This is a genomic window from Thermosynechococcus sp. M3746_W2019_013, assembly GCF_015296045.1.
Taxonomy (GTDB): Bacteria; Cyanobacteriota; Cyanobacteriia; order Thermosynechococcales; family Thermosynechococcaceae; genus Thermosynechococcus.
On the sequence record NZ_DVDW01000034.1, the window covers coordinates 87,035 to 97,873 of the forward strand.

Sequence of the window (10,839 nt, forward strand, 5' to 3'; positions counted from 1 at the left end):
TCTTTAATTATCTAATTTTAATTAACCCCCATACAACCGAAACCCAATGACTATAGCAGTGTAACTAGCCACAAACTGCAAAAGACTTATTGGTTTCAGGAAAAAACGCGCATTGAGAAAAATAAAGAATACGGCTAACGCAAAGACCCCATATCCAAGGTACCGAATCTGATCACGACCTGAGGTAATCATGAGAATACCGACCAAGGACAAGAGAACGGTTGTACCTGCTCCAAGGGTGCCATGAAAGATAATATTCTGGGCAAGGAAATAAAGGCCGCCTAGAATACAGGCTAGACCTAGGAAGCGACGCATATTCCTTTGAAGCGACTGAGATTCTGCATATTAATCGTACATTATCGTACATTATACTGGCTTTGTTTTTAAGGACGTTTTTAGGGACAGGCCATCAACGCCAATCCCGCTCCAGCTCCTCGGCAACACGGCGGTAATCGGCTTGGGCCTCCTTGGCCTGTTTGCCCTTCCATTGGGTAATGGGCACCCCCTCTAGGGCAGCTCGTTCGTGGGCTTTGTAGGCGCGGATAAAGGCATGACAAGCCGCTACCCCCAACTGCAAGAGGGTATTTTGGGCCTCAAGGGCCTCATTGACACAGCGGGGATCAACGCGGGTGAGCAGGACGCGGTGGGGAACCTTAGACGGTTCCACCACTTGCTTGACGGTTTCAATAAGAGCGGCAAGATCAATGGGGGCAGGGGGGGTGGGCAGCACCAGATAGTCGGCAATGGGCACGACTGCCCCTAGGGCACTGGAGGCTAGGGCGGGGGGGGTATCCACCACAATTAAGTCATAGCCGGAGAGCTGGCGCACCTTGCTGAGGAGTTTGGGGTTGACCTCTTGAGCGAGATCAAAGCCTATGGGGCGGCCGCTGCGCTGAAACCACCAGGTGGCTGAGGCTTGGGGATCTGCATCCACCAATAGTACCTTGTACTGTTCGGCATAGGTGGCTGCCAGATTAATCGCCGTTGTGGTTTTGCCCACGCCGCCTTTGCCGTTGAGAATGGCCAGCAGCCGCGGTGACGCCAAGGCCTTGCCCTCCTAAAATTGCTGCAGAAAGCGCAGATCACTGGTGTAGAAGCGGCGAATGTCATCAATTTGATGCAGCACCATGGCAAACCGCTCTACGCCAAACCCGGCGGCAAAGCCTGTATAGATTTCTGGATCGTAGCCAACATTCTTGAGGACGGCGGGATCTACCATGCCACAACCCATCACCTCGAGCCAGCGTCCCTGCCACTGCACATCCACTTCCGCCGAAGGTTCGGTAAAGGGAAAATAGCTGGCACGAAAGCGAATGGGAACATCACCAAAGAGTTCAGCCAGAAACGTGGTGACGGTGCCCTTGAGGTCGGTAAAGGTCAGGCCCTCATCCACTGCCAAAATCTCAATCTGATGGAACACCGCCGCGTGGGTGGCATCTTCGGTGTCGCGGCGGTAACAGCGCCCAGGGGCAACAATGCGAATGGGGGGATCATTGAGTTCCATGTAGCGGATCTGGACCGAGGAGGTGTGGGTGCGCAGGAGATTGCCATCGGGCAGGTAAAAGGTGTCCTGCATGTCGCGCGCCGGGTGATCCGCCGGTGTATTTAGCGCCTCAAAGTTGTAGTAGTCGGTTTCCATTTCTGGGCCATTGGCAACGGTATAGCCAAGGCCGACAAAAATATCGAGGATGCGGTCAATGGTGCTATGGAGAGGATGAATGTGCCCTTGGGGACGATAGACCCCCGGCATGGTCACATCCAGGGTTTCAGCCGCCAGTTGAGCTGCAATTTTTTCGGCTTGGAGGGTTTCTCGGCGTGCCTCTAGGGCTTGGAGGAGTTTTTCCTTGAGGGTGTTGGCGAGGGTGCCGATGGCGGGGCGATCGCCGGCGGGCAATTTCCCCATGAGGGCCAGAATTTGTGAGAGTTCGCCTTTTTTGCCCAGATAGGCCACGCGCAGGTGCTCTAGGGCATCGAGGGTGCTGGCTTCGGCGATCGCCCCCAAGGCTTTGGCTTCTAAATCTTTGAGTTGTTGGCTGAGGCGATCGCGATCAGGAGGGGGGGTAGTCATGGCAAAATGCGGTTGCGGGATAGGCAACAATCAACGCGGTGTCTCAATCTATTCCCACAGGCTGGGAACAAGCCTTGATTATAACGCTCTGCCCGCAGTTGCGATCGCGATGGTTCTAGAATGCCGATTCCCAAACAAATGCGCCAGCTTCAAAACGCCGTTAGTTCTGTGAGTGTTAGTTCTGTCAGTCACTGGTTGGCCACTGCCCCCCAGGCCTTTCTCCGCTCACCCCAATTTTCCAGCCGCCGCGAGCAACGGCTGGCGATCGCTGCCTGTGGATTGTGGTTTTGGGCACAATTCCTCTATTTGCACTATTTATCCTCAAACCCTTGGCCGTGGCTAGAAAGTCTCGTGGAGTCTGCCGCTGTGGTCATCATTGGGGGGTTCCCAGTGCTGTGGTGGGCAAGCGGCACCCCGGATGTTGACCCTGGTGGGGATAAGGTGGCTCAACGGTGGCAGGGACGGTTGCTCCTGAGTCTGGGACTGTACATTGCCATTGGCTTGGCCCTGCCCCAGGCAAGCCGCTTTCCTTGGCACCGGACTCTCACGAACTTGATCTTCGCCAATCAGGGGGGGCTGAATGTGCTGATCTTTCTTGGCGGCGTCGGGGCAATGGTGCGTGTCCCTTTCCTCCTGCGGCAAAAGACCACACCGCCGCCGCTGTTGTGGGCTTGGATCAGTGGCGCCGCATTCTATTTGTTCTTTAGCCACACTGGGCTCATTTCCCCCGCCTTCCCCAAGGCGTACACTGAAGGATTCATCATTACGCCTATCTATCTGCTCCTATGCCTTTGGGGCGATTGGCAGCGGCGGCAGCCCCCACGGGCAACCTCCACCGGCTTGGGATGGCAGGAGATTCCCTTGATTGCCCTTTCGCTGTTTAGCCTCTACTGGTTTTCGAGGCCCTCCTTTCGGTTTGGCCCTTTTGTGGCGGTGCAGCTCTTTATTCTTGTGATTATTTTGGGCAGGGGGCGATCGCACTTTGGCTATAGCTTTGAACCCCGCTGGCGGGATGCCCGTTTACTGGCGGCACTGGTGTTGATGGCCTTGGTAACCCTGGTGCCCTTGGGCACGCTATTGGGCTTTTTGCCCTTGGATCAATTCAACTTTACCCCCTCGCCCCTGGCAGTGTTTGTCTATGTAACCCTTTTTGCAATGCGGGTGGGTATTTTTGAAGAGGTGATCTTCCGCAGTGGCTTGATGATTTTGGTGCGGGACCTGCTGCGGCACTATGGGGGCGATCGCCTGCCGCCGGTTGTTACCGCTTGGGGGGCGATTCTCATTTGTGCGCTCCTTTTTGGCGTTCTCCATATCGGGAACAAGCCCAATGCCGATATAGAACTGCCCCTCATTGCTTACCGCGGGGTTTATATGCTCATGGCAACCCTTGCCTCTATCTTTTACTGCTTGGCGTTTGCCTGTACACAGCGCCTCTGGGCAGGGGTTGTCCTCCATGGCTTAGTGGATGCGATCGCCGTCGTCTTTTTTGGTGCTGCCCTTGTTGCCCCCTTCTAGGGCACCACAATCACGGGCACCCCTAGTTGCACTTTCTCAAAAAGCTCTTCAATGTCGCGGTTGTACATGCGCACGCAACCGTGGGAAACCGCATGCCCAATGGAATCAGGATTGGGGGTACCATGCAACCCAACCCAATTGGTACCATCACTCCAAAAGCCAATCCAACGCCGTCCCAAGGGGTTTTGGGGATGTCCGCCGGCAATCACTCCCCCAGTAAAGGGATTTTTCCAAGCGGGATTGCGAATCATCTGGCGAACTTGAAATTGACCTACAGGGGTTTCCCACCCTGGGCGACCCACGGCCACTGGATAGCGGCGCAGGGGAGTGTCTCCTTGGTAGAGGGTCAATTGGCGCCGCGAGAGGTTGATTTCTAGGCGCAGGGGCGGAGTGGCGAGGGCAGAGGGCAAACAACCCCAAAACCTCAAACTCAGCAGTGCAACAACCAGTAGCGATCGCTGGCCAGCTTTGAGGAACCGTTGTTTTTTCATTGCTTCATCTACTCCGACCACCGTGATCTGGGCATGGGTGAATAGGTGAATAATAGATAGCTACGTGACGCCGGCAATTTTTTAGAACTTTTTTAGGACTTTCGATGACTGATCAGAGGACTGATCAAATCCTGCGCTATTTGCCCCTTGCCACCGGGGTTTTGGGGGGCACACTGCTGCTCATCAATCGCCTCTTAACCCCCATGCTCACCCCTTCCCAGGCCCGCGCCGATGTTGTGGGGGTCATCCTTGCAGCGGTCTTGATCTTAACAACGCTGATTTGGCAGCGGGTACAGCCCCGGCCTCCCCAGGCGGTGATCCTAGAGGGAGAGGAGGGATTTGAACTGGCGGCGGATCTCTCGCCAGAGTTGCAAACGGAACTGGCCTGGCTTTCCTACACCCTGTTGATGAATACGCCCACAAAGTCCATGGTCCTTTGGCGGGGCGATCGCCCCCTGCTGCGCCGCGGCATTCTTGGGCCCAAACCCATGACCCGCACCGGCGCCATTGTGCAGCGGGCCCTACAGACGCAACGCCCCATCTACTTAGTGGATTTGGCCCTTTACCCCGGCCGCATTGAGTTTGACTATTTACCCCCGAATACCCAAGGGGTGATCTGCCAGCCGGTGGATGCCCAAACCGTGATGATTTTGGGCAGCAATGCCCCCCGCAGCTATACCCAACAGGATGAGCGGTGGGTGGCAGCCCTGGGGGCAAAACTCGCTCAGGTGCTAGCACAACAGTACAATAAAGCCTAGAACGCTTGAAAGCGACTTTTGACACCGAAGACCGTTGATAAGGATTTCGATATTGACTATGACTGTTGCACCTTCTGTTACCACCGCTGTGCCCAGTGACTCCCGCCAACGGGTAGCCGCTTTTCTTAAGGATCTACAGGATCAGATTTGTCAGGCCCTAGAGGCCGCCGATGGTGCTGCCCAGTTTCAGGAAGACTGTTGGCAACGTCCTGAAGGGGGCGGCGGGCGATCGCGGGTGATGAAACAGGGTCAGCTTCTGGAGCAGGGGGGCGTGAATTTTTCGGAGGTGTGGGGAGAGCAGTTGCCGCCTTCGATCTTGGCGCAGCGTCCGGAGGCGGCAGGGTATGGCTTCTATGCCACCGGTACCTCGATGGTGCTCCATCCCCGCAATCCCTATGTGCCAACGGTGCATTTGAACTACCGCTATTTTGAAGCCGGGCCGGTGTGGTGGTTTGGCGGTGGCGCCGATTTAACCCCCTACTATCCCTTTGCTGAGGATGCCAAACATTTCCATCAGGTGCATCGGGCCGCCTGCGATCGCCACCACCGGGAATACTATCCCGTCTTTAAGCGCTGGTGTGATGAATACTTTTATCTGAAGCATCGCGGCGAAACCCGCGGCGTCGGCGGCATTTTCTTTGACTACCAAGATGGCAGCGATCGCGAGCTATACCGTGGCCCGCATCCCGATGGCGAAGCCGCCCGCTATAGCCAAGCTGTGGGAGCCATTGGCAGTCGTTCTTGGGAAGATCTCTTTGCCTTTGTGCAAAGCTGTGGCCAGGCCTTCCTCGAGGCCTACCTGCCCATTGTGGAGCGGCGGCGCCACCTGGAGTATGGCGATCGCGAGCGGCAATTCCAGCTCTATCGCCGCGGCCGCTATGTGGAATTCAACCTCGTCTATGACCGCGGCACCATCTTTGGCCTGCAAACCAATGGCCGCACCGAGTCCATTTTGATGTCGCTGCCCCCCTTGGTGCGCTGGGAATATGGCTATACCCCAGAACCCAACAGCCGCGAAGCGGAACTCTATACCACATTCCTCAAGCCCCAGGACTGGGTCAATTGGCCCCTCTAAAGCAACCCTAACCCACCCTCAATCCGCTCAATGCCGATGAATGCCCCTGTGTTTCGCCGTGTTCTTGCTCTCCTTGGCGATCTGCGCCTAGCCATTGTTCTGTTGCTGGTGATTGCGATCGCCAGCATCGCCGGCACCGTGATTGAGCAGGGGCAGCCCCTCAGCTTCTATCAAGCCAACTATCCCGAAGACCCCGCCCTCTTTGGCTTTCTAAGTTGGCGGGTACTGCTGGCACTGGGGTTGGATCAGGTGTATCACACCCCGTGGTATCTGACGCTGTTGGTGCTCTTTGGCGCCAGTTTGATGGCCTGTACCGTCACTCGTCAGGTCCCTACCCTAGCCACTGCCCAACGCTGGCAGTACTACCAAGAACCGCGTCAATTCACAAAGCTGGCCCTGAGCACCACCATTCCCCAAGGCTCCCTCAAGGCACTGGCCACTGCCCTGAGCGCAAAGGGCTACCGCGTTTGGCAAACCGACACCCAACTCTATGCCCGCAAGGGGTTGGTTGGTCGCATTGGTCCGATTGTGGTGCACGCCAGCCTGATCCTGATTCTCCTGGGGGGCATTTTGGGGGCCCTCACTGGCTTCATGGCCCAGGAGCTGGTGCCCAGTGGCGAAACCTTTCAGCTCCAGCACCTTGTGCAGGCAGGACCCTTCGCCCGCATTCCCCAGGACTGGTCAGTGAAGGTGAATCGCTTTTGGATTGATTACACCGATGCCGGCGACATTGATCAGTTCTACTCGGATCTCTCTGTTGTGGATGCTGCTGGCCAGGAGGTGAAGCGGGGCACGATCCACGTCAATCGGCCCCTGAGGTATCGGGGCGTAACCTTCTATCAGGCGGATTGGAGCATTGCCGCTCTGCGCTTTCGCCTCAACAACAGTCCAGTGCTGCAATTGCCGATGGTGCCACTGGACACAGCCGGCAAGGGTCGCCTCTGGGGGACATGGCTACCCACCAAGGCAGACCTCTCGGAGGGGGTTTCCCTCATTGCCCGCGATCTCCAGGGGACTGTGCTCATCTATAGCCCCAAGGGCGAGTTTCTCAGTAGCCTGCGCAGCGGCATGAGTACACAAATCAACGGCGTCACCCTCAGCTTGGTGGAGTTGGTGGGCAGTACGGGGCTACAAATTAAAGCCGATCCAGGAATTCCCCTGTTTTATGCCGGCTTTGCCCTGTTGATGGCGGGGGTCGTGATGAGCTATGTCTCCCACTCCCAAGTTTGGGGCCTCCAGGGGCAGACGGTGCTATACGTGGGGGGACGCACCAACCGCGCCCAGTTGGCCTTTGAGCAGGAATTGCTGGGGATCCTTGAGGCCCTCAGCGGCCAAGGCCAACCCGCCATCAACGCCACCCTCTAAAAGTTGCCCCCCTATTCGGTGGTTTGGATGGGCACATACTTCACCGGTTCGTTCGTGCCGTTGCTGGGGGCGGCCCAACAGTCGCCAGGGGGCGCGGCACTGGTTCCCTCTTTCACCGAGGACGTCGTAACGCCGTAGTTTTCCCCCTTTGCCCACACGCAACCCGAGACCCCCGTACCGGCAGGATCAATGGCCTGCGCATGCACAGCAACATACCAAGGATTGCCGCCCCCATGGAGAATGCGCCCCGTCTTTTCCTCTTGCACTTGGTCGTAGGTGAGGCGCAGGGGATAATAGCCATCCACGCGATAGCCGCCACCTTGGGTATTGTAGATCCCCAAATAGGCCAGCTTGGTGGCAAAGATTTTATGGCGGACGCGGTAAGCTTCTTGGGCGCGGTTCACCGCCCCCACTGCCGCTTTTGCCCCGGCCAATTGCGCCTTCAGTCGCTGGTTCAGCAAGGAGGGCAAGGCAATCAGGGCAATCACCCCCAAAATAACGATCACCGCCAGCACCTCCGGCAGCGTCAACCCCGCGTTGGCGGTGCGCCGCTGTGGCCGGCGGTCTTGCAGAAAGAATAGCAGATTAATGTAAAAATTCGCCTTCTGGATCATGGTTTACCCCCAGTCTTGACCGGTCCTCATCGTCATTCACTGCTGCTAGGCGCCGTGATTATCCTGTGCTTTCCTATTCTTTATATTGACCGCAGCTATTGCCCTCTTCAATGCGCATGCCGCCGAGGATGGTAGGAACCCGTACACATTGCAGGTAAGCGCTTTCATAGGCATAGATGCTAAAGCTAATCCGCCGCGGCGTGACGGGTGTAATCACCCGCCCTTGGTAGTCAAAGGCCAGCTCACAGCTGGAGGATTCCGGTGCTGACCAGCATGGCAAGATTTCATTCCTTTCATTCCTAGCGCTGGAGTTAAAATCGGTGGCCCACATGACCATCACCAGTTGCTCATCATCGTCCACCAGGGGCTGCCATTGCCAATTGGCCCGATCGCTCCCCACAGGATTAATTGACCACTGCGGGCCCAAGTCGGTATTGCGAAAAGCAGCTATCCAAGGCACTTTTTGCTTTTTGGCGCTGGCTTGGGCCAAGCGCAGCACGTTGCGGGCATTATTCACCGCTGCCCGTACCCGTTGCCGTTGCAGCAGTGGAAAGAGGCTCATCGTGGCAATCCCAAGCACGATGGCGATCAAAACAATCACCACCAACATCTCTGTCATGGTGTATCCGCGCTGGCGGCGTTCCATGGCTTGTTTCCTCCCGGCTAGTACTTAGGCACTTTTCCTTCCACAGAGCGGCTCAAAACCGTTGTGGTGATCACTGGGCGATTTTGCACATCTTGGGGGCGAATGCCGGGGAGTCCCTCAGGATTGCCCCGCAAATAGACAAAGGTGGCGGCATTGAAGCTGGCGCCACTATCCTGCACACAGGCAAAGAAGCCCGCCGGTGCTGTCGCCGAACTGAGGGGCGTGCGCACGAAGGCAGGAGTGCCTGGCAGCGCCTCTGGACAGGCCGGGGAGGGCATGGTGGTATCGGTGTCAATAAAATCGGTGACCACCACCAAATCGGTAACACGCAGGTAGCCCTCAATATTAGCCTCAGGACGACCACCCGCTCGCGTGTCCTGGAGATTTTCAGTGGTTGTAGTGCCTACTTTGAAAGGCCAGCGGGCAAAGTTGGTTTCGCCGATGGGTTCCACGTAACCCCGATTAATCCCCAGGTAGTCATAATTGACATCACTGGCCACGTTGGCCACCTTATACTTGCGCAGTTGATAGCGCACTAGCCGCGCCTTGCCCTGCCATGGTGAGTCTGGCGCCCAGAAGGAGGTGGGGGCCGTGTCAATGTAATAGACCACTAGGGTGTAGGTGCGGCGGCCATTTTGGAGATCGCGGCAGTGTTGTTTCGTCCTGGGTTCATCGCTAGACCATACTCTCTCGCAATCCCGCGGCATCCTAAAGGTGGCGTAGCCCAGTTGGTTTTGATCGTAGGGAAAAGGCTCCAGAATCCACATGGCCAGGACAGGGGTCATGGTTGCCGGAAACGCTGGCAGGTAATTGGTGAGGGGCTGGCCAGAGCGGGTGGTGTCGCCGCACTGCTGGTCATTGCCGGCCAGGCAGTTGCCGTTATAGACAAAAACCGCCTGCGACAAGTCATTGGCAATCACATCCATGGCGGCCTTGAGGTCTTGGCGCAGTTGATTCAAGGAGGCTTCGCGGCGCTCGGTGTTGAGCATGTCAATCAAAACACTGCCTAAGGCAGCCATGAGAATGCCGGCAATGACTAGGGAAACAAGGATCTCCACTAGGGTAAAGCCCTGCGACCGCCGCCCTCGCCAGGTTGGCCATTTCATTGTGATTCCTCCTTTGTGCTCTGTTTTTGCACGATGATTGCTCATGGGGTGCTGGGTTTGGGGGTGCTGGGTTTGAGATAAGAGAGGGTTTCGGCGGCATCAGCGCGCACGATCTCTGTGGTCAAAACCACCAGGGGGCGCCTCTCACTTTCTGGACCGCCGCTGGTCATCATTGCGGTTGCCTGCCCAATGGGTTGGCCACTGCTGACGGCATCTGGAGGAACAGGCAGGGCCTCGGCGCTGTAGACCCGCACCTGCACTGGATAGCCCAAGACCAAGCCATTGCCATCGGTAACCACCTGGCCGCGATAGATCTGGACGGCAAAGCGGGTGTTGTTCAGTTGCCGTTCACAGGTCATGGTGGCGCTGGAGGGTAAGGTGCAGCTCGCAATCGGGTTTGGGCCTGTCGGTGGCGGTTGTGTGGAGAGGGCGTCCGCATTCCCTAAGGTTGCAGCTACGGCGCTTGCAGGGGGCAGCAGACTAGTGGAGGTGCCGCGCACAGTCACCCCCTGCTCCATCATCACCCGCAGCCGGTCAATTTCGCCGCGGGCAATTTCTGTGGCTTGATTGATGCGATTGTTGCGCAGTCGCGTTGCCGCCACGAGCAGCAGGGGGGCTGCCAACATCGCCAGGGTGAGGTTGACCACCAAGATGGCAATCACACACTCCAACAGCGTGAGGCCACGGTCGGGTCGAGTCATGGGCAAATCACCTCCACAGTTTAAGCAGAACACTCGGCATTGGTAACGTTCGGATCAATGCGGCCACCGCCCATGCTGCCAGGTCGCTGCGCACAGCGCAGGCGCTGGATATAGGGATCATCGGCGCGCAACTCGGTGTAATACTCTGTGCGCTGCCGTCCGGGGGTAATGAAGCGCCGCGCCACCGGCCCCGCCGGCGCCAGTTGCAGAGCCACATCATAGCCCCACTTGCGGGTTGGAGCGCCATAGTACCGAATCAGCTCGCTGCCCGTTGCCGGACAATTAAAGGCAGTGTCAACGTTCCGGCATGCAGTAGTGTCGGGAACTTCCCACTGGTCTTGGTCAAAGGGGCCGGTGGCTTGGGTAGAGAAGTTGAGTTGAATCAATGACCCTTGGATCCAGAGATTTTTGCCGCTCCAATTCTCGAGGAAGCGCGGGAAGTTGTGCATGCCGCCGTAGGCCTGGTTGGGTCGCGAGGGCACAATGCCGCTAACAATCAC

Annotated in this window: 12 protein-coding genes; 4 read left to right on the forward strand and 8 right to left on the reverse strand. The window is 57.2% G+C overall.

Going from position 1 to position 10,839, the window contains the following annotated elements; translation table 11 throughout:
* Positions 1 to 409 precede the first annotated feature (409 nt).
* Positions 410 to 1,045 (reverse strand): ParA family protein, encoded by a 636-nt coding sequence (locus IGQ16_RS06780; RefSeq protein ID WP_297060711.1) that lies wholly within the window; start codon positions 1,043 to 1,045, stop codon positions 410 to 412.
* Positions 1,046 to 1,057: 12 nt separating this feature from the next.
* Positions 1,058 to 2,068 carry a phenylalanine--tRNA ligase subunit alpha gene (gene pheS, locus IGQ16_RS06785; RefSeq protein WP_041429395.1) on the reverse strand — a complete coding sequence of 337 codons (1,011 nt, stop codon included), beginning with the start codon at positions 2,066 to 2,068 and terminating at the stop codon, positions 1,058 to 1,060.
* Between the two features lie 120 nt (positions 2,069 to 2,188).
* Between pheS and IGQ16_RS06790 the strand changes: the two genes are divergently transcribed.
* Positions 2,189 to 3,583: a CPBP family intramembrane glutamic endopeptidase gene (locus IGQ16_RS06790; RefSeq protein ID WP_024124049.1), complete on the forward strand. Its 1,395-nt coding sequence runs from the start codon at positions 2,189 to 2,191 to the stop codon at positions 3,581 to 3,583.
* On the opposite strand, the gene IGQ16_RS06795 is transcribed toward IGQ16_RS06790, so the two are convergent.
* On the reverse strand, positions 3,580 to 4,074 hold the full coding sequence (locus IGQ16_RS06795; RefSeq protein WP_024124050.1) for a L,D-transpeptidase: 495 nt from the start codon (positions 4,072 to 4,074) through the stop codon (positions 3,580 to 3,582). The genes IGQ16_RS06790 and IGQ16_RS06795 overlap by 4 nt on opposite strands.
* A 104-nt stretch (positions 4,075 to 4,178) precedes the next feature.
* Here IGQ16_RS06795 and IGQ16_RS06800 point away from each other — a divergent pair, with 104 nt between their 5' ends.
* Genes IGQ16_RS06800 through IGQ16_RS06810 form a run of 3 tightly spaced genes read left to right on the forward strand, consistent with a single transcriptional unit; the run spans position 4,179 to position 7,272 of the window.
* Complete coding sequence (locus tag IGQ16_RS06800; protein WP_024124051.1) at positions 4,179 to 4,832, forward strand: cofactor assembly of complex C subunit B; 654 nt, start codon at positions 4,179 to 4,181, stop codon at positions 4,830 to 4,832.
* A 58-nt stretch (positions 4,833 to 4,890) separates the two neighbouring features.
* Positions 4,891 to 5,907 (forward strand): oxygen-dependent coproporphyrinogen oxidase, encoded by a 1,017-nt coding sequence (gene hemF / locus IGQ16_RS06805; RefSeq protein ID WP_024124052.1) that lies wholly within the window; start codon positions 4,891 to 4,893, stop codon positions 5,905 to 5,907.
* A 30-nt stretch (positions 5,908 to 5,937) separates the two neighbouring features.
* Positions 5,938 to 7,272, forward strand: a complete 1,335-nt coding sequence (locus IGQ16_RS06810; RefSeq protein WP_297060712.1) for a cytochrome c biogenesis protein — start codon at positions 5,938 to 5,940, stop codon at positions 7,270 to 7,272.
* An 11-nt stretch (positions 7,273 to 7,283) separates the two neighbouring features.
* On the opposite strand, the gene IGQ16_RS06815 is transcribed toward IGQ16_RS06810, so the two are convergent.
* From IGQ16_RS06815 to IGQ16_RS06835, 5 genes are all read right to left on the reverse strand, one after another.
* The gene (locus IGQ16_RS06815) at positions 7,284 to 7,886 is read right to left on the reverse strand and encodes a type II secretion system protein (protein ID WP_297060713.1); all 603 of its coding nucleotides are present in this window, start codon (positions 7,884 to 7,886) and stop codon (positions 7,284 to 7,286) included.
* A 73-nt stretch (positions 7,887 to 7,959) separates the two neighbouring features.
* The gene (locus tag IGQ16_RS06820; RefSeq protein WP_024124055.1) at positions 7,960 to 8,532 is read right to left on the reverse strand and encodes a Tfp pilus assembly protein FimT/FimU; all 573 of its coding nucleotides are present in this window, start codon (positions 8,530 to 8,532) and stop codon (positions 7,960 to 7,962) included.
* Between the two features lie 17 nt (positions 8,533 to 8,549).
* A complete protein-coding gene (locus IGQ16_RS06825) occupies positions 8,550 to 9,638 on the reverse strand; it encodes a type II secretion system protein (protein WP_297060714.1) in 1,089 nt (362 codons plus the stop codon).
* Positions 9,639 to 9,679: 41 nt separating this feature from the next.
* Complete coding sequence (locus IGQ16_RS06830) at positions 9,680 to 10,339, reverse strand: hypothetical protein (protein ID WP_297060715.1); 660 nt, start codon at positions 10,337 to 10,339, stop codon at positions 9,680 to 9,682.
* 20 nt (positions 10,340 to 10,359) lie between these two features.
* On the reverse strand, positions 10,360 to 10,839 hold a 480-nt coding region (locus tag IGQ16_RS06835; protein ID WP_297060716.1), incomplete at its 5' end, for a hypothetical protein.

Excerpts from the sequence above, each read along its gene's own strand:
- IGQ16_RS06820 (WP_024124055.1), bottom strand. The coding sequence starts at position 8,532 with ATGGAACGCCGCCAGCGCGGATACACCATGACAGAGATGTTGGTGGTG.
- IGQ16_RS06810 (WP_297060712.1), top strand. The coding sequence starts at position 5,938 with ATGCCGATGAATGCCCCTGTGTTTCGCCGTGTTCTTGCTCTCCTTGGC.
- IGQ16_RS06800 (WP_024124051.1), top strand. The coding sequence starts at position 4,179 with ATGACTGATCAGAGGACTGATCAAATCCTGCGCTATTTGCCCCTTGCC.
- hemF (WP_024124052.1), top strand. The coding sequence starts at position 4,891 with ATGACTGTTGCACCTTCTGTTACCACCGCTGTGCCCAGTGACTCCCGC.
- IGQ16_RS06825 (WP_297060714.1), bottom strand. The coding sequence starts at position 9,638 with ATGAAATGGCCAACCTGGCGAGGGCGGCGGTCGCAGGGCTTTACCCTA.
- IGQ16_RS06815 (WP_297060713.1), bottom strand. The coding sequence starts at position 7,886 with ATGATCCAGAAGGCGAATTTTTACATTAATCTGCTATTCTTTCTGCAA.
- IGQ16_RS06795 (WP_024124050.1), bottom strand. The coding sequence starts at position 4,074 with ATGAAAAAACAACGGTTCCTCAAAGCTGGCCAGCGATCGCTACTGGTT.
- IGQ16_RS06830 (WP_297060715.1), bottom strand. The coding sequence starts at position 10,339 with ATGACTCGACCCGACCGTGGCCTCACGCTGTTGGAGTGTGTGATTGCC.
- IGQ16_RS06790 (WP_024124049.1), top strand. The coding sequence starts at position 2,189 with ATGCCGATTCCCAAACAAATGCGCCAGCTTCAAAACGCCGTTAGTTCT.
- pheS (WP_041429395.1), bottom strand. The coding sequence starts at position 2,068 with ATGACTACCCCCCCTCCTGATCGCGATCGCCTCAGCCAACAACTCAAA.